The organism is Paraburkholderia sp. BL10I2N1, assembly GCF_004361815.1.
In the GTDB taxonomy this organism is placed as follows: Bacteria; Pseudomonadota; Gammaproteobacteria; order Burkholderiales; family Burkholderiaceae; genus Paraburkholderia.
On sequence record NZ_SNWA01000001.1, the window covers coordinates 3214885 to 3231922 of the forward strand.

At 63.6% G+C, this 17038-nt stretch carries 16 protein-coding genes; 8 read left to right on the forward strand and 8 right to left on the reverse strand.

Going from position 1 to position 17038, the window contains the following annotated elements; translation table 11 throughout:
• Positions 1–427: 427 nt before the first annotated feature.
• Entirely contained in the window at positions 428–697 is a 270-nt protein-coding gene (locus tag B0G77_RS14985; RefSeq protein WP_133662829.1) for an acyl-CoA-binding protein, read from the reverse strand.
• Between the two features lie 149 nt (positions 698–846).
• Between B0G77_RS14985 and tsaB the strand changes: the two genes are divergently transcribed.
• From tsaB to B0G77_RS15005, 4 genes are read left to right on the forward strand one after another with little or no spacing between them, the layout of a single operon-like run.
• On the forward strand, positions 847–1626 hold the full coding sequence (gene tsaB / locus B0G77_RS14990; RefSeq protein WP_133662830.1) for a tRNA (adenosine(37)-N6)-threonylcarbamoyltransferase complex dimerization subunit type 1 TsaB: 780 nt from the start codon (positions 847–849) through the stop codon (positions 1624–1626).
• Positions 1623–2117: a ribosomal protein S18-alanine N-acetyltransferase gene (rimI, locus tag B0G77_RS14995; protein WP_133662831.1), complete on the forward strand. Its 495-nt coding sequence runs from the start codon at positions 1623–1625 to the stop codon at positions 2115–2117. Before tsaB ends, rimI begins: the two co-directional genes overlap by 4 nt.
• Positions 2104–3126, forward strand: coding sequence for a uracil-DNA glycosylase (locus B0G77_RS15000; RefSeq protein ID WP_133662832.1), 1023 nt, complete (start codon positions 2104–2106; stop codon positions 3124–3126). The genes rimI and B0G77_RS15000 overlap by 14 nt, the downstream gene beginning before the upstream one ends.
• A complete protein-coding gene (locus B0G77_RS15005) occupies positions 3126–4100 on the forward strand; it encodes a DUF1853 family protein (RefSeq protein WP_133662833.1) in 975 nt (324 codons plus the stop codon). Before B0G77_RS15000 ends, B0G77_RS15005 begins: the two co-directional genes overlap by 1 nt.
• Before the next feature lie 107 nt (positions 4101–4207).
• On the opposite strand, the gene thiD is transcribed toward B0G77_RS15005, so the two are convergent.
• Together thiD and lplT are read right to left on the reverse strand one after the other, a co-directional pair.
• Complete coding sequence (gene thiD, locus B0G77_RS15010) at positions 4208–5014, reverse strand: bifunctional hydroxymethylpyrimidine kinase/phosphomethylpyrimidine kinase (RefSeq protein ID WP_133662834.1); 807 nt, start codon at positions 5012–5014, stop codon at positions 4208–4210.
• A 113-nt stretch (positions 5015–5127) separates the two neighbouring features.
• Positions 5128–6435, reverse strand: coding sequence for a lysophospholipid transporter LplT (gene lplT, locus B0G77_RS15015; RefSeq protein ID WP_133662835.1), 1308 nt, complete (start codon positions 6433–6435; stop codon positions 5128–5130).
• 218 nt (positions 6436–6653) lie between these two features.
• Between lplT and alr the strand changes: the two genes are divergently transcribed.
• The 3 genes from alr (at position 6654) to B0G77_RS15030 (ending at position 9580) form a co-directional block, all read left to right on the forward strand.
• Positions 6654–7724 (forward strand): alanine racemase, encoded by a 1071-nt coding sequence (alr, locus tag B0G77_RS15020; RefSeq protein WP_133662836.1) that lies wholly within the window; start codon positions 6654–6656, stop codon positions 7722–7724.
• 50 nt (positions 7725–7774) lie between these two features.
• The gene (gene radA, locus B0G77_RS15025; RefSeq protein ID WP_133662837.1) at positions 7775–9151 is read left to right on the forward strand and encodes a DNA repair protein RadA; all 1377 of its coding nucleotides are present in this window, start codon (positions 7775–7777) and stop codon (positions 9149–9151) included.
• Between the two features lie 162 nt (positions 9152–9313).
• On the forward strand, positions 9314–9580 hold the full coding sequence (locus B0G77_RS15030; protein ID WP_133662838.1) for a DUF2866 domain-containing protein: 267 nt from the start codon (positions 9314–9316) through the stop codon (positions 9578–9580).
• 66 nt (positions 9581–9646) lie between these two features.
• On the opposite strand, the gene B0G77_RS15035 is transcribed toward B0G77_RS15030, so the two are convergent.
• Both B0G77_RS15035 and B0G77_RS15040 read right to left on the reverse strand, forming a co-directional pair.
• Positions 9647–10720, reverse strand: a complete 1074-nt coding sequence (locus B0G77_RS15035) for a CaiB/BaiF CoA-transferase family protein (protein ID WP_243751001.1) — start codon at positions 10718–10720, stop codon at positions 9647–9649.
• Positions 10721–10766: 46 nt separating this feature from the next.
• Entirely contained in the window at positions 10767–12707 is a 1941-nt protein-coding gene (locus B0G77_RS15040) for an ATP-binding cassette domain-containing protein (protein WP_133662840.1), read from the reverse strand.
• 123 nt (positions 12708–12830) lie between these two features.
• Between B0G77_RS15040 and B0G77_RS15045 the strand changes: the two genes are divergently transcribed.
• Entirely contained in the window at positions 12831–13310 is a 480-nt protein-coding gene (locus tag B0G77_RS15045) for a glutathione peroxidase (RefSeq protein WP_133662841.1), read from the forward strand.
• 46 nt (positions 13311–13356) lie between these two features.
• Here B0G77_RS15045 and cls read toward each other — a convergent pair whose 3' ends face one another.
• From cls to dapE, 3 genes are all read right to left on the reverse strand, one after another.
• Positions 13357–14796 (reverse strand): cardiolipin synthase, encoded by a 1440-nt coding sequence (gene cls / locus B0G77_RS15050; protein ID WP_133664152.1) that lies wholly within the window; start codon positions 14794–14796, stop codon positions 13357–13359.
• A 178-nt stretch (positions 14797–14974) separates the two neighbouring features.
• Positions 14975–15859, reverse strand: coding sequence for a 50S ribosomal protein L3 N(5)-glutamine methyltransferase (gene prmB, locus B0G77_RS15055; RefSeq protein WP_133662842.1), 885 nt, complete (start codon positions 15857–15859; stop codon positions 14975–14977).
• Positions 15860–15875: 16 nt separating this feature from the next.
• Positions 15876–17015 carry a succinyl-diaminopimelate desuccinylase gene (dapE, locus tag B0G77_RS15060; RefSeq protein WP_133662843.1) on the reverse strand — a complete coding sequence of 380 codons (1140 nt, stop codon included), beginning with the start codon at positions 17013–17015 and terminating at the stop codon, positions 15876–15878.
• Positions 17016–17038: the final 23 nt, after the last annotated feature.

Genomic DNA, 17038 nt, shown 5'->3' on the forward strand with positions numbered 1-17038 from the left:
ATACCCAAGTCGTCGGATTCAGCGAGCAAAGAAGCAGCGAGCAAATCGAAAAACGGGGGCAGCTCGCAACAATAAAGGCGAGCTTTTCGTTAGAAGCTGTATCGGATGCGACAAGCCGATATTGGCATTGTCGCCAGCCTGGTACTTGACGGCCTGAAAGAAGGCCTGCTGGCAGGAGGGGACAGGTTCTAAACTGGATTGGAGCAAAACGCTACGAGGCGCTGCGCCGCAACGGCCGGACTGAAAACCGGGCAAAGCAGTGAAGCGCAGGCAGCATTGTATCGGGTTTTGCTGCAGTGCGCCACATTCGAGAACTGTTTTTGGCAGATTGGGGCGGAGCGGCCGTCCTGTCTGATTCCCGGAGGTCGGGGCCGGACAGGGTGGCTTGCGCGGCGGAGAGCGCGTTCAGGCGGCCGCCCGCTTTTGGTCACGCGGCAGTGCCGTTCTTTAGCGATTCGACCAGTTCTACGTATTGCTGTTTCGCGGTGTCCTGCGCCGTGCCCTTCAGCGCGGCCCATGCGTCGTACTTGTATTTGCCGACGATGTCGGTGAAGCCCGGCTTGTCACCGTGGACGTCACCCCTGGTCGCCTGTTTGTACAGCGCATAGAGACGCAGCAGCGTCAGGTTGCCCGGCCGCTCCGGCAGTTGCTGCACTTCTTCGTGGGCTTTCGTAAACAGCGCGTCGACGTCGCTCATTTGATCCTCCATACCATTTCGAGATTGGCCGGTGATCATATCAAGCGAAGCCGGTGACAGGGCTGGAACGATTCTTCCAGACAGTTCATCGCTGGCGGGCGGCGCGGATCACGTCCGGCAACACGGGGCGCCGCATTACAATAGCGGTCATGACTCACACTGTGCTGCTTGCCCTTGATACGTCGACCGAGTTCTGTTCGGTCGCACTTTTGTCCGCCGACGCGTCGTCGACGGATTCGACTGCTTCCGCGCCGCGCGTCTGGACGCGCCATGAAGCGACCGGTGCGGCGTCCAGCACGCGCCTTTTGCCCGCTATCCGCGAGCTCCTTGCCGAAGCTGACCTGACGCTTGCCGACTGCGATGCGATTGCGTTCGGTGCGGGCCCCGGTTCGTTCACGGGCCTGCGCACGGCGACCGGCGTCGCGCAGGGGCTCGCATTCGGACTCGATGTGCCGGTTGTGCCGGTCGGCACGCTGCTCGCTTGCGCCGAAAGCGCGCGGCTGCGCGCTCCGTCGACGAACCGCGTGCTCGCCGCGCTCGACGCCCGCATGGACGAAGTCTACTGGGCCGACTACGCCTGGGATGTCGAACAGGGCGACTGGCGCGTGGTCCATCCGGCATCGCTCGATGCCCCCGACCGGCTCGTATTGCCCGAGGTGCCGTTCACGCTCGCGGGCAACGCAGCCGCTGCGTTTGGTGCGCGGCTCGAGGCGCGCACGCGCGCCCAGGTGATCGACGCAGAAGCGCTGCCGAATGCACTGCCGGTCGCGATGGCCGGGTTTCGTGCGTTGCGTGCGGGCCGCACCGTGCCCGCCGATCAGGCCGCGCCGGAATACATCCGCGACAAGGTTGCACAAACCACCGCCGAGCGCATGGCTGCGAAGCGCGCGCACGCGGTTCGGCAGGCAGCGGGCGAGGGTGGGCGATGAGTGGCGTGTTATTGGCCGACCGCTACATGTCGCCCATGACAGAAAGCGACCTGGACGAGGTCGCGGCCATCGAGAAAATCGCCTACGAATTTCCGTGGAGTCGCGGTAACTTCGGCGACTCGTTGCGTAACGGGTATTTCGGCGTGTGTCTGCGGCATGTCACCGGTACGCTGATCGGTTATTGCGTGCTGATGCCCGTCGTCGACGAAATGCATCTGCTGAATCTGTGCGTGGCGCCGCAGGCGCAGGGTGCGGGCGCGGGTCTCGCGTTGTTACGCGAGGCGGTGCGCATTACGCGCGCCGAGAAGCTCGACGGACTCCTGCTCGAGGTACGTCCGTCCAATCACCGCGCCATCCGGCTATATGAGCAATTCGGTTTCTCGTCGATCGGTCGGCGCAAGAACTACTATCCGGCGCGGCATCGCGGTCGGGAGGATGCCATCGTGATGCGTTTTTCGTTTGCAAGGGAGGGCGCAGATGGCGCTGCATGAATCCGCTCTGGAAGAGCTCGGACTCTCGCCGCTCTGGGTGCGGCGCGGAATGGGGCAGCCGACGGCGCCCGTCGCGGAAGCGGCAATGGCGGCAGCCGTACCCGCCCGCCAGGCTGCCAGCGTTGCGCAAGAAAGCTGGCGCAAGCCGTCACGTCCGGCTACTGGCCGGTGGCCCGAGCCGGTAGCGGCCACGGTAACAGACGCTGCCGTACAACCGGCGATGCGACAAGCCACAGATCGCGGGGAGTCCGCGATACGCCTGCGCGACGATACGGGGTCGCGTGACATGCCGCGGCCAGCGGACAAAACCGGTGCATCTGAGCAACCCGCACCGGTGCCCGATCCCGACGATCTCGCGTGGTTCGACGATCTCTCAACCGGAGTGCCCGCAGAGGCGCGCGAAAACAGCGTCGATGCGAAGGTAGCGTCGATTGCAACCCTTGACTGGGACGCGTTGAGCGCGCGCGTCGCATCCTGTGAACGCTGCCGCCTGTGCGAGAAACGCACCAACACGGTATTTGGCGTAGGCGACCGCAACGCCGACTGGATGCTGATCGGAGAAGCGCCTGGCGAAAACGAAGATCGCCAGGGCGAGCCGTTTGTCGGTCAGGCAGGCAAGCTGCTCGACAACATGTTGCGGGCGCTGACGCTCGCCCGTGACACCAACGTCTATATCGCGAATGTCATCAAGTGTCGGCCGCCCGGCAACCGCAATCCGGAGCCCGACGAAGTCGCGCGCTGCGAGCCGTATCTGCAGCGGCAGGTGGCGCTCGTCAAGCCGAAGCTAATCGTCGCGCTTGGCCGCTTTGCCGCGCAAAGCCTGCTGAAGACGGACGCGAGCATCTCGTCGCTGCGCGGTCGCGTCCACGAGTACGAAGGCGTGCCGGTGATCGTCACGTACCACCCGGCGTACCTGCTGCGCAGCCTGCCCGACAAGGCGAAAGCCTGGGCCGATCTGTGTCTCGCGCGCGATACGTGGCGCAAGGCGGCCGGCGGGCCGGCCAGCTGATGAACGCCGCACCTGGGCCAGTCGCGCCTGCCGTGGCACCCGCTGCGCGGTTCGATGCCCTGCGCGACGCGGTCGTGCGCGATCTAGCCTGGCTGCTGTTCAGCCCGGACCTGTTGCGTGCACAACCGCCTTTCGGAAGACTGGCGATTCCGTTCGAAACCGGCGACGAAGAAGCCGCCACCATCGACTGGCTGTTCGCGCTCGACGCCGCGCCAGAGGCCTTGCATCGCCACATCGCGGCGTCGCGCATCACGCGGCTCGGCCGCTACGCCGAATGTCTGCTGGGCTGGTTTCTGCTGAATGGACCCGCCGCCCGGCTCGTGGCAGCCAACGTCGCGCTGCGGCGTGCGGGCGTGACGCTCGGCGAATGCGACTTTCTGGTGGAAACGGGAAGCGGGCGGCGCCTGCACTGGGAACTCGCGGTGAAGTGCTATCTGCATGCGGGCGACGGGCGTGCGCGGCTTGCGGACTACGTCGGCCCGAATCTGCAGGATCGCTTCGATCTGAAGCTGTCACATCTGCTCGATCATCAGTTGCCGCTCAGCGCGCGCGAAGAATTTGCGACGCTCGGCCACCGCGGTCCGTGGGAGCCGCAGATGTGCGTCAAGGGGTGGCTCTTTTACCGGACTGGCGAGGCGACGCAGGATCCGCCGGAAATCGATCCGGCGCATGCGCGTGGCTGGTGGACGCCGCGCGAGGACTGGCCGGCTTTCGCCGACGGACATGCAGACGCATGGAAGGTGCTGCCGCGGCTCGAGTGGCTGGCGCCGCGGCGTTACGAAACGGGGGAGGTTACCCCGGAGGCTGCATTCGTCGACGCGGCCACGCTATTCGGTGGACTCGAGCGGCAGACCGGCCCCACGATGGTCGCGGCGTTCGCACACGACGAGACCGGCCGCTGGCTGGAACGCTCGCGTGGCTTCATTGTTCCCGATGACTGGCCAAGGCGGGGGCAGGCGTTCGCGCGTCAGTGACCGACCGGAGGGCGACGCTTCGCGCGGTAGTGGTTGAATGGGAGCGGATGTTCACAGCGCAGCGGCTGAACCTGCACGCCGCCTCGCCTGCATATCGATCGCCAGCGTCACCACCAGCGATAAAAATGATGCACCGGGCCGACGCCGCTGCCGACATCGAGCCGGTCGCTTTCCTGCAGTGCACCGGTCAGATATTGCTTGGCGTCCGCGACCGCGCTCGCGAGATCGTTGCGTTGCGGAATCAGCGCGGCAATCGACGATGACAGCGTGCAGCCGGTCCCGTGCGTATTTTTGACCGGCACACGTGGGCCGCCGAGCCGCAGCGTGCCGCTGTCCTGAATCAGCCAGTCCGGACTGTCGACAGCGGAAAGATGACCGCCCTTCATCAGCACCGCGCGCGCGCCGAGCGCGCGTAGCGCCTCGCCCTGGCGGATCATGCCGGCTTCATCGGTGACGGCAGTCTCGCCGAGTAGCGCAGCCGCTTCCGGCAGGTTCGGCGTGAGCAGGTCAGCGAGCGGCAACAGTTCGTCGCGCACAGCGGCCACCGCATCGGGGGCGAGCAACGCGTGATTGCTCTTCGAGATCATCACGGTATCGAGGACGACGTATTTCGGCCGGTGACGTCGCAAGGCATCGGCGACTGCGTGCGCGATTTGCGCATTGGCGAGCATGCCGATCTTCACTGCGTCGATGCGGATGTCGTCGAACACGGCGTCGAGTTGTGCCGTGATGAAGGCCGGATCGGGCGTATGAATGGCTGTCACGCCGCGCGTGTTCTGGGCGGTCAGCGCCGTGATCACGCTTGCGCCATACGCGCCGAGTGCGGAAAACGCCTTGAGGTCGGCCTGAATCCCGGCGCCGCCGCCGGAATCGGAACCCGCGATCGTCAGAACGTTGGGAATCGGTTGAGTCATCGTAGAACGTGCGGAAAGCGTGAAAAAAGCATGCGCTCAGGACAGCCGCGAAACAGGGCTGGGCCGGACGCCCGAAGCGCGTGGGCGCCGTAACGCCGGACCCGCTTGCCAGGTCAGTGCTTGACTTCGCCTATGAGCGCGACCGAATCGAAGGCGCGCTGGTTGGCCTGGTGGCGCCGCATCACCAGCCACATCATCAGGCAGACAAAGGTGCCGAACAGCACGATCACCACCGATACCGGCACGTCGAGCCACACGAGTACCGCGTAGAGGCACAGCATGACGAGCACCGAGAGATTTTCGTTGAAGTTCTGCACGGCGATCGAGTGACCAGCCGAGAGCAGCACGTGTCCGCGATGCTGCAGCAGCGCATTCATCGGCACCACAAAAAAGCCCGACAGGCCGCCGACGATCATCAGGAACAGATAGGCAATCAGCAGATAGCCGGAGACGTGCATTCTGCCGAAATAGAGGCCCCAGTGCGACGGAAACAGGTCCTTCGTATAGAAGGCCATCAGCATCACGGCGATGCCCATCATGATGCCGACCGGCAGCACCGACAGCGACTTCTTGAGCGGCACCTTCGCGGCGGCGATGACCGCGCCCGCCGCCACGCCGACCGCGACCACGGCCTGCAGGATCGCGCCTTCCGACAGCGACATGCCGAGCGACACTTCCGCCCACTTCAGCACGATGAACTGAAGCGTCGCGCCCGCACCCCAGAAGAGCGTCGTGACGGCGAGCGAGATCTGACCGAGCTTGTCGCGCCACAGGATCAGGAAGCAGTCGGCAAAATCGGTAATGAGCTTGATTGGGCCGCGTTCCTGTCGCGGATAGCGGGCGCCCGTATCGGGAATCCGAAGGTTGAAGAGCGCAGCGATCACATAGAACACCACGATCACGAGCATCGCGGCTTCGGCGGGAGTGTTGATCGTGGGGATGTGGTGCCGGAGGATGGGGGCTGCGATGTGCGGGCTGATGAGCGCGCCGCCTAGAACGGTGCCGAGAATGATGGATCCGACCGTCGTGCCTTCGATCCACCCGTTGGCCGCGACGAGCCGGTCAGGCGGCAGCAGCTCCGTGAGAATGCCGTATTTCGCCGGAGAATAAGCGGCGGCGCCAAATCCAACGATGCCGTAAGCAATGAGCGGGTGCGCTCCAATCAACATCGTGATGCAGCCGACGACCTTGATGGTATTGGTCACGAACATCACCTGACCCTTCGGTCGGGAGTCGGCGAAGGCCCCTACGAAGGCAGCCAGAACGACGTACGACAGCACAAAAAACAGCTTGAGCAGCGGCGTCATCCAGTTCGGGGCGTGAAGATCTTTCAGCAGTGCAATAGCAGCAATCAGAAGCGCATTGTCGGCCAGCGAGGAAAAAAACTGCGCGGCCATGATGGTGTAAAAACCTTTTTTCATCTGATGCGATGCTGTCCTCGCTGCGGTCCGTCCGCCCCGGCCGTGTGGAGTGCGTCCGGGCTTATTCCGTTCGAAATGGGTTGTGCGCACGGCTTTATATCACGAAAATAGCTGTATTCAGACTAGCAGAATCCTTGATCGCACCGTCCAGCGGGCTCCAGTGTGCTGAAAACGCACTGTAAGCCGCTGATTCGCAAGCGTCTTTACGAAAACATCCCATGCCGCGCCCGCTCTCAGCCACCATTCATACCGCCGCTCTCGCCAATAATCTCGCCGTCGTCCGCCGCTACGCGCCGAAGTCCCGGATCTGGGCCGTCGTGAAGGCTAATGCCTATGGTCACGGGCTCGCCCGGGCATTCCCGGGTTTGCGCGCAACAGACGGCTTCGGATTGCTCGACCTCGAAGAAGCCGTGAAGTTGCGGGAATTGGGCTGGGCCGGTCCAATTTTGCTGCTGGAAGGCTTTTTCCGTCCGACCGATCTCGATGTCGTCGACCGTTACAGTCTGAGCACGGCAGTGCATTCGGACGAGCAGATGCGCATGCTGGAAATGGCGCGTCTGTCGAAGCCCGTCAATATCCAGTTGAAGATGAACAGCGGCATGAACCGTCTCGGCTATACGCCTGAGCGGTTTCGCGCTGCGTGGGAGCGGGCCCGTGCGTGTCAGGGCGTCGGCCAGATCACGCTCATGACGCATTTCGCCGACGCCGACAGCGAGCGCGGCGTCGCGGACCAGATGGAAGCCTTCGAGCGCGGCGCAGAGGGGATTGCGGGCGCGCGCAGCCTGTCGAACTCGGCGGCGACGTTGTGGCATCCCGCTGCCCATTTCGACTGGGTGCGCCCGGGCATCATTCTTTATGGCGCGTCGCCGTCAGGTGTGACGGCGGACATCCAAGGAACCGGGTTGCAGCCGGCCATGACGCTTGCCTCCGAGCTGATCGCCGTGCAGATGCTCGCCGAGGGGCAAACCGTCGGGTACGGTTCGACCTTTGCGGCCCGCGGTCCGATGCGCATCGGCGTGGTGGCGTGCGGCTATGCCGACGGCTATCCCCGCGTCGCGCCGGAAGGTACGCCGGCGATCGTCGACGGTGTGCTGACACGTCTGGTTGGCCGGGTATCGATGGACATGATCACCGTGGACCTGACCCCGTGCCCGACTGCCAACGTCGGCTCGCGCGTCGAGCTGTGGGGTGCGAACCTGCCGATCGACGACGTCGCCCGCTCGTGCGGAACGATCGGCTATGAACTGATGTGTGCCGTGGCGCCGCGCGTGCCCGTGCGTGCCGAATAGCCGTGTCCTGCCGGACAACGATAAGAACAGTGCAGTAACGGGAAGGGCGCGTGGCTAAACAGAAGACGTTGTACACCTGCACCGAGTGCGGCGGGCAGGCGCCCAAGTGGCAAGGGCAGTGCCCGGCGTGCGGAGCGTGGAACACGCTCGTCGAAAGCGTTGCGGAATCCCCCTCGGCACACCGGTTCCAGTCGCTCGCGAAAAGCGCTGCGGTGCAGCGGCTCGCGGACATCGACGCATCCGATGTGCCGCGCTTTTCGACTGGCGTGAGCGAGTTCGACCGGGTGCTGGGCGGGGGGCTGGTGGCGGGCGGTGTCGTGCTGATTGGCGGCGACCCCGGCATCGGCAAATCGACGTTGCTGCTGCAGTCGCTCGCGGAAATCGCCAGCGAGCGACGGGCGCTCTATGTGAGCGGCGAAGAGTCCGCCGCACAGATTGCGTTACGCGCGCAACGGCTTTCGCTACTCGATCCGCTGTCGATGGCGAGCGAACTCAAACTGCTCGCCGAAATCCAGCTGGAAAAGATTCAGGCAACGATCGAGGCCGAGCGTCCCGATGTCGCCGTGATCGATTCGATCCAGACGATCTATTCAGACGCGCTCACATCGGCGCCCGGTTCGGTCGCACAGGTCAGAGAGTGCGCGGCCCAGTTGACGCGTGTGGCCAAGCAGTCCGGCACGGCGATCATCATGGTCGGCCACGTGACCAAAGAGGGCAACCTCGCCGGTCCTCGCGTGCTCGAGCACATCGTTGACACCGTGCTGTACTTCGAAGGCGACACGCATTCGTCGTTCCGGCTGGTGCGAGCCTTCAAGAACCGCTTTGGCGCGGTGAACGAACTCGGTGTATTCGCGATGACCGAGCGTGGGCTGCGCGGCGTGGCGAATCCGTCGGCGCTGTTTCTGTCACAGCATGAGCAGACGGTGCCGGGTTCGTGCGTGCTCGTGACGCAGGAGGGCTCGAGGCCGCTGCTCGTCGAAATCCAGGCGCTGGTGGATACAGCCCATGTGCCCAACCCACGGCGGCTTGCCGTCGGGCTCGAACAGAATCGTCTCGCGCTGCTGCTCGCGGTACTGCATCGACACGCGGGCATCGCCTGTTTCGACCAGGATGTGTTTCTGAACGCGGTCGGCGGCGTGAAAATTACCGAGCCGGCTGCCGATCTTGCCGTGCTGCTCGCCATTCAGTCGTCGCTGCGCAACAAGCCGCTGCCAAAGGGACTGTTCGTGTTCGGTGAAGTGGGACTTGCCGGCGAGATCCGACCTTCGCCGCGCGGCCAGGAGCGCCTGAAGGAGGCGGCCAAACTTGGCTTTACGATCGCGGTGATTCCAAAGGCGAATGCGCCCAAACAGGCGATCGACGGTCTGCGCGTCATTGCTGTCGAGCGGATCGAACAGGCTATCGATCAGGTCCGGGATCTCGACTGAGGCCGGCTGGCTCGTCCCGCTGGGCCAGCGCGACAAACAATCGGCGTGCCATACAGCGTAATGTGTCGTAAATATCTCTACGCCGCCTGTAACCCGCGGGACACGCGTTTTCCCCTATCCTGCCCGGGTTAGGAGTCCGTCAAGAGCGGAAAGGATGGCGTCTTGAAACAGTCTCATGAATCCGTGGCCGAGCGCCTCATGAATCTGCGCGGCTGTCGTGTGTCGGAGCCGATCCGGCAACCGTGGGGTGGCCGTGGTTGCCGGATTGTCGAATGGATCGACACGGCCGGGCAGATTTCGCGTCGGGTCGTCGCCGAAGATGTGACCGCCGATGAAGTGCGCGCCACCATTGAACGGCACGTCGAAGGGCGCAAGCACGTGCTCATCGACGACGAGAGCGCGCCCCGGCAGACCTTGCCGCGGCGTTGAAAGTATCCGGCGGCCGGTGTAATGCGGGCCAGGTTGGCAACGCAAGTACCGTCCTGGACGGGTCATCTACGGGGCAGGGTACGGGTCCAGATCATCCTGGTCGTCCGGCGATTCTGCGAGCTCGGGATTGAACAGCGGGTGCCGCGCTGCCTCGGCGGCTGTCAGCACCGGGGCGACGCAGCAATCGAGCGGTTCCAGCAGCGCGAGCCAGTCGTCAAGCGTCTCGCGAACAATCACGGCGGCCAGTTCCAGCGTCAGCGCGGCGGCGTCCGGGCCACCGATCGCCTGTCCGAGGCTCCAGTGCCGGTCTGTCCAGTCTTCGCGGCCCAGCGCCGCGCACAACGTTTCCCAGAATTTGAGTTCCAGCGCGCCGATCGCAAGCCAGCGCCCATCGAGCGTGCGATACAGGTTGTAGCAGGGCACGCCGCCATTCAGCAGACCGCCGGCGGCACGTGGCGCTGCCCCCTCGTTGGCGAGCGCGATCTGGGCGACGATATTGTTGGCGTGCACGGCGTGTGTCATCGAGACGTCGATGAAACGGCCGTTTCCTCCCCGCGCGACGTGCCAGAGCGCCGCGAGTATCTGCGTGACCGCCGAGAGGGCACCGCCCAGCAGGTCGGCGATCTGGAAATTAGGCATGATCGGCGTGCCGTCGCGCGCAACCAGCTGATCGAGGACGCCTGCATAGGCGACGTAGTTCAGATCGTGTCCGGCGAAAGCCGCGTACGGTCCTTCAGACCCGTAACCTGTGATCGCGCAATAGACGAGCCTCGGATTTTCCACCCGCAGCAGGTCATAGCCGACGCCGAGCCGTTCCATCACGCCAGGCCGGAAGCTCTCGACCAGCACGTCCGCTTCACGCGCCAACGCACGAAGCACCGTGCGACCGGCTTCCGATTTCAGATCCAGCCGGGTCTCACGCTTGCCGCGGTTGACGAGCCGGTAGAACGCCCCCGGCCTGCCGGCGAGCCGGTCCGCCTGGCTTTGCATCATCGTGCGGGCGTGATCTCCCACGCCCGGGGCCTCGATCTTCAGGACGTCGGCACCCAGCTCGGCGAGCCGGAGTGTCGCAACCGGGCCGGGCAACAGACGCGTCAGGTCGAGCACGCGCAAGCCTTTCAATGCAGCAGGAGACGGCAAGGCCAACCTCTCATCGATGCCGGTGCGACGCCCATGATGAGCGCCGCTAGCCGATTTGTTCGAGTTCCTCGTGTTTTTCGAGCCATTCAGCTTCGAGTGTTTCGAGGCGCGCGGTGACATCCGCCTGACGCCGGATGGTATCCGTCAGTTTCGCTTTCTGATCAGGCTCGTAACTGGCTGGATCGGCGACGACCGCGTCGAGCGTCGCTTTCTCCGCGTTCAGTGTATCCATCTCCTTTTCGATCTTCGTGATGCGCGACTGTAGCGGCTTCTTCAGGTGAGCCAGCTTCTGCCGCGTTTCGGCTTCCAGACGACGCTGCTCCTTCCTGTTTATGGCCGGATCGCCGGTGCCTTCAGTCGAGCCCGACGCGGACGCGGCCTTGGCCGCCGCGCGCTGGTCGGCGGCATGTTGCAGCAGCCAGTCGCGATAGTCGTCCAGATCGCCGTCGAACGGCTGCAGCCGGTGCTTCGCGACGAGCATGAACTGGTCAGTGGTGGCCCGCAACAGGTGGCGATCGTGGGATACGAGGATCAGCGTGCCTTCGAACTGCGCCAGCGCCATTGTGAGCGCATGCCGCGTTTCGAGGTCGAGGTGATTCGTTGGTTCGTCGAGCAGCAGTAGGTTTGGCTTCTGCCAGATGATAAGCGCAAGGGCGAGACGCGCCTTTTCGCCGCCCGAGAACGGTGCGATTGCAGCCGTTGCCATGTCGCCCGAGAAATTGAAGCTGCCGAGGAAGTCGCGCAGTTCCTGCTCCCGAGTGTCGGGCGCAAGGCGGGCGAGATGTTGCAACGGTGAGTCGTCCGGCCGAAGTGTTTCGAGTTGATGTTGTGCGAAATAGCCGATGCGCAGGCCTCTGCCTTCGCGCACGTGACCGCCAAGCGGGGCAAGCGTGCCGGCAAGAGTCTTGATCAGCGTCGACTTGCCCTGGCCGTTGGCGCCAAGCAGACCGATACGCTGCCCGTTCTGGATCGATAGCGTGACATGCCAGACGATCGGAATTTCGCCCCCTTCTTCTGACCGGTAGCCGCAGAGCACGTCTTCCATCACCATCATCGGGTTCGGCGCGGAGTCTGGCGTGCGGAATTCGAACGTGAACGGCGAAGAGGCGTGCGCCGGCGCAATCAACTCCATCCGCTCGAGCGCCTTTACCCGGCTCTGCGCCTGACGCGCCTTGGTGGCCTGGGCCTTGAAGCGGTTGATGTAGCTCTGCAGATGTTCGACGGTTTTTTGCTGCTTTTCATACGCGCTTTGTTGCAGCGCAATCTGTTGCGCACGCAGGATTTCGAACTGCGAGTAGTTGCCGCCGTAGCGCTTGATTTGCTGGTTCTCGAGGTGCAATGTGACATTGCAGACTGAATCGAGGAACTCGCGGTCGTGCGAGATCACAATCAGGGTGCCCGGATAGCGGTGCAGCCATTCTTCGAGCCACACGATCGCGTCGAGGTCCAGGTGGTTCGTCGGTTCGTCGAGCAGCAGCAGGTCGGAGCGGCACATCAGCGCCTGGGCCAGATTCAGGCGCATACGCCAGCCGCCGGAAAAACTGCTGACCGGTTCGCGCGTCTGTTCGAGCGTGAAGCCGAGGCCGAGCAGCAATGCTTCCGCCCGTGCCGGCGCGGTGTACCCATCGGCGTCGGCGAAGGCGGCATGCGCTTCGCCTTCGGCCGCACCATCGTGTGCAGCGGACGCGGCGGCGATGCGCGCTTCGATCGCGCGCAACGCAGTATCGCCGTCGAGCGTGTAGGCGAGGGCGGTCTTGTCGGCAGCGGGCGTTTCCTGGGCGACGTGTGCGATCTGCCACGTCGGCGGCATCGAGAAATCGCCGGCGTCAGCGTGCAGTTCGCCGAGTAGAACGGCGAACAGGGTTGACTTGCCCGCGCCGTTCGCACCCACGAGACCGGCTTTTTCGCCAGGGTTGAGCGTGAACGTGGTTTGTTCGAAGAGCGGTTTGGTGCCGCGCGCGAGGCTGAACTGATTGAAGCGGATCACAAGATGGCCGGCCGGGAAAAAACGCTATTTTAGACTGTGCCGCGTGATGCAGGCATCGGCCGTTCGGCCGGCTGTCGCCGGGCGGCTTTTCGCTTAGACTGGGCGCTTTCCGCTGGAGGACACATGACATCGATTTACACGTTTTCCGCTACCACGCTGGGCGGTGAGCCAATCGGGCTGGAGCGGTATCAGGGCAAGGTGCTGCTGATCGTCAATACCGCGAGCGAATGCGGTTTCACGCCGCAGTATGCCGGTCTGCAGAAACTGCATGAGCAGTACGCTGCTCGTGGGCTCGAGGTGCTGGGGTTTCCGTGCAATCAGTTCGGCAAACAGGAGCCGGGCGATGCCGCGCAGATCGGCAGTTTCTGCGAAAAGAACTATGGCGTTACGTTTCAGATGTTCGACAAGATCGACGTCAATGGGGCAAACGCGCATCCTCTCTACCAGTACCTGACAGGCGAAGCGCCCGGATTGCTCGGGCTCGAGGCGATCAAGTGGAATTTCACCAAGTTCCTCATTGGCCGCGACGGCACCGTCATCAAGCGATACGCGCCGCTCACCAAACCTGAAGCCATCGTCGCGGATATCGAGAAGGCGCTATAGGCGTCGTGTTCTGGCGTTGCCACGTCAGGCGGAAATCCAAAGGCGCTCAGAGCACAGGCGAGAACAGTCGGGCCACGTGCATCGCCACCCTTCGCCAGGCGGGGGCTTTTCTGTATTCGTCCCGGTTGATTTCGAACGCCTCCTGGAAATCCTTCACGAGCATCGCTTCGACTTCGGCGGCGAACTTGCGGTCGACGGTCAACACCATGATCTCGAAGTTCAGGCGGAACGACCGGTTATCCAGATTCGCGCTGCCGACCGCTGCGGCGATGCTGTCGATCAGCACCACTTTCTCGTGCAGAAAGCCCGGCCGGTAGCGAAAGATCCGCACACCGGCGCGCACGGCGTCGTACGCATACAGCTTCGACGCCTCGAATACGACAATGTGATCGCGCCTGCACGGGATCAGGATTCGTACGTCCACGCCGCGCATCGCGGCGAGCCGCAGCGCGGAGGACACGGCTTCGTCGGGGATGAGATACGGCGTCGTGATCCAGATGCGTTCCTGCGCGGCATTGATTGCTTCGACGAAAAACAGCGAGCAGGTGTCCACCTTGTCGGCCGGCCCGCTGGGGATGACGAGGCAATGCATGCCTTCGTCGGTCGATTCGCGCGACGGCGCTTCGAACGGTGGCAACTGCTGCGTGGCCCAGTACCAGTCTTCCGTGAAGACGAACTGGATGCTTGCCACCGCGGGGCCGCGCACCTCGATGTGCGTGTCGCGCCATGGCGAGAGTGGCGGATGCCCGCCCAGATACTCGACGCCAACGTTATGGCCACCGACAAACGCACGTTCGCCGTCGACCACCACGATCTTTCGGTGATTGCGGAAATTGAGCTGGAAGCGGTTGACGAACTTCCGGTTGGTTGCGAACGGGTGCACGTCGACGCCTCCCGCACGAAGGGCCGCCGTATAGCGGTGCGGCAGGTCGAAACTGCCGATGCTGTCATACAGGAAAAAGATGCGCACACCCTGCGCGGCCTTCGCCAGCAGCGCGTCCTTGAGCATTTCACCGAGCGCGTCGGCCTTCACGATGAAGAACTGCACGATCACGTACTTCTGCGCGGCGTCGATCGCTTCAAGGATCGATGCGAACGTGGCTTCTCCATTGACCAGTGTGCGAACCGTATTACCCGAGAGAAAAGGCATGCCGCCCAGCAGCGTCAGCGAGCGGATCACGCGATGACCCAGTTCGTCGGTAGGGCGTCCGCTGGACGATACGCATGTATCCCACTCAATCGGATGAGAGAGAGTGCGCAGCGATTCGTTCTCGATCCGGCGCGCGTCCGCGTAGCCCGCAAACTTGCTGCGGCCAAGGAACAGATACGGCACGAGCGTCAGATAGGGCATCGCGACGAGCGATACCGCCCATGCAATCGCGCCTTGCGACGTACGGGTGTTCAGGATGGCGTGGCAGGCCGCGATCGTGCCCAGCACGTGAGCGAGCGCGACCAGTGTCCCCAGATGAAGCAGGTCGAATTGCATAAGCATCCGAAATATTCCCGCCGACGCCTCCCCGTGGAAGCGCCGAAGGCAGTCTTCTTATCTTACCGAACCTGATGCTCGACCTGTCGGGTGCGTCGCGCCCGAACTGACGACGTCGTCACACCGCGCAACGCGGCACGGCCGTCCTGAAGACGGCATGTGACGAACAAGCCAGATCTCAGCCTGGCAGATCGGCGGCCTGGATCAGGAACACGTTGTCGTCGCCGGCGCTCGTCGACAGCCAGACGAGGTCGAGCCCGCCGAATGCCGCTTCGACGTTTGCCCGCTCGTTGCCGATTTCGACGACCAGCACGCCCTCGTCGGTCAGCCAGTTTCGGGCTTCGCCGATGATGCGGCGCACGATGTCCATGCCGTCCGCGCCGCCCGCAAGCGCCATCTCCGGTTCGTGGCGGTATTCGGCGGGCAGGGATTTCATCGACTCCGCGTTGACGTATGGCGGATTCGCGATGATCACGTCATAGCGGCGCTCGGCCAATGGCGCGAACAGATCGCCTTCGAAGAGTGCGATGCGGTCGTCGAGCGAATACTCGGCGACGTTTTTCCCGGCGACTTCGAGCGCGGGCGCGGACAGGTCGACCGCATCGATATCGGCATTCGGAAACGCATGCGCCGCGAGGATCGCGAGCGAGGCCGAGCCGGTGCACAGCTCCAGCACTGCGCTGACCTGCTCAGGATCCTCGACATACGGCTGCAGGCCATCCTGCAACAGCTCGCCGATGAACGAGCGCGGCACGATGACCCGCTCGTCGACATGAAAGCGGAAGCCATGCATCCACGCTTCCTGCGTGATGTACGCGGCGGGCACGCGATCGGTGGCGCGACGCTCGATCACGCGCAAAATCGCGTCGACTTCGGTGGCGGTCAGCTTCGCATCGAGAAACGGATCGAGCAGATCGAGCGGCAGATGCAGCGAATGGAGGATCAGATAGGCGGCTTCGTCATAGGCGTTCGATGAGCCATGGCCGAACGACAGTTGCCCCTGATTGAAGCGCGTGACCGCGAAACGCAGCAGGTCGCGGACGGTTGAAAACGGGAGCGTCATCGCAGAGTGTCCTTGGTCAGGCGATCAGTTGTTCGAGTACCCGGCGGTACACATTCTTGAGCGGTTCGATGAACGCTACTTCGATGTGCTCGTCGATCTTGTGGATGCTGCCGTTGGGCGGCCCGAACTCGACCACCTGTTCACAGATGCGTGCGATGAAACGGCCGTCGGAGGTTCCGCCCGTCGTCGACAGTTCGGTCTTCACGCCGGTTTCGTCCCAGATCGCCTTTTCGACGGCGTTCGACAGGTTGCCGCGCGGCGTGAGGAAGGGCAGGCCGCTGACCGACCATTTCAGGTCGTATTCCAGATCGTGTTTATCGAGAATCGCATGCACGCGGCGCTGCAATCCTTCGACGGTGCTCGCTGTCGAGAAACGGAAATTGAACAGTATCTCGGCGTGGCCAGGTATCACGTTGCTCGCGCCGGTGCCGCTGTGGAGATTCGACACCTGCCAGGTGGTCGGCGGGAAATACTCGTTGCCGTCGTCCCAGCTTTCGGCGACGAGTTCAGCCAGCGCCGGCGCCAGCAGATGCACCGGATTTTTCGCAAGGTGCGGGTAGGCGATATGCCCCTGCACGCCTTTGACTGTCAGCTTGCCCGACATCGAGCCGCGCCGGCCGTTCTTGACCATGTCGCCGAGCGTCTGACTTGACGTCGGCTCGCCGACGACGCAGTAGTCCATTTTCTCGCCACGCGCCTCCAGTGCTTCGACGACCTTGATCGTGCCGTCGGTGGCGGGGCCTTCTTCGTCGCTCGTGATCAGAAACGCGATCGAGCCGCGATGTTCGGGATGCGCCGCGACGAACTCCTCGCTCGCGACCACGAAGCCCGCAATCGATGTTTTCATGTCCGCCGCACCGCGGCCATAGAGCTTGCCGTCGCGATGGGTCGGCTTGAACGGCGCCGACGTCCATTGTTCGAGCGGACCGGTCGGCACGACGTCGGTGTGGCCGGCGAACGCAAGCAGCTTGCCGTTCGTGCCGTCGGTGCCGCGCTTTACGGCCCACAGGTTCGTCACGCCCTGCGATTCGATCGTCTCGCAGACGAAACCGATCGCGGACAGGCGCTCGATCAGCAGGTTCTGGCAGTGCTGGTCGTCGGGCGTAACGGAGGCGCGTGCGATCAGTTGTTCAGTAAGGGCAAGAGTGCCGGACATGGATACTTTGCAAACCACTTTTG

Excerpts from the sequence above, each read along its gene's own strand:
- B0G77_RS14985 (WP_133662829.1), bottom strand. The coding sequence starts at position 697 with ATGAGCGACGTCGACGCGCTGTTTACGAAAGCCCACGAAGAAGTGCAG.
- tsaB (WP_133662830.1), top strand. The coding sequence starts at position 847 with ATGACTCACACTGTGCTGCTTGCCCTTGATACGTCGACCGAGTTCTGT.
- rimI (WP_133662831.1), top strand. The coding sequence starts at position 1,623 with ATGAGTGGCGTGTTATTGGCCGACCGCTACATGTCGCCCATGACAGAA.
- B0G77_RS15000 (WP_133662832.1), top strand. The coding sequence starts at position 2,104 with ATGGCGCTGCATGAATCCGCTCTGGAAGAGCTCGGACTCTCGCCGCTC.
- B0G77_RS15005 (WP_133662833.1), top strand. The coding sequence starts at position 3,126 with ATGAACGCCGCACCTGGGCCAGTCGCGCCTGCCGTGGCACCCGCTGCG.
- thiD (WP_133662834.1), bottom strand. The coding sequence starts at position 5,014 with ATGACTCAACCGATTCCCAACGTTCTGACGATCGCGGGTTCCGATTCC.
- lplT (WP_133662835.1), bottom strand. The coding sequence starts at position 6,435 with ATGAAAAAAGGTTTTTACACCATCATGGCCGCGCAGTTTTTTTCCTCG.
- alr (WP_133662836.1), top strand. The coding sequence starts at position 6,654 with ATGCCGCGCCCGCTCTCAGCCACCATTCATACCGCCGCTCTCGCCAAT.
- B0G77_RS15045 (WP_133662841.1), top strand. The coding sequence starts at position 12,831 with ATGACATCGATTTACACGTTTTCCGCTACCACGCTGGGCGGTGAGCCA.
- cls (WP_133664152.1), bottom strand. The coding sequence starts at position 14,796 with ATGCAATTCGACCTGCTTCATCTGGGGACACTGGTCGCGCTCGCTCAC.
- prmB (WP_133662842.1), bottom strand. The coding sequence starts at position 15,859 with ATGACGCTCCCGTTTTCAACCGTCCGCGACCTGCTGCGTTTCGCGGTC.
- dapE (WP_133662843.1), bottom strand. The coding sequence starts at position 17,015 with ATGTCCGGCACTCTTGCCCTTACTGAACAACTGATCGCACGCGCCTCC.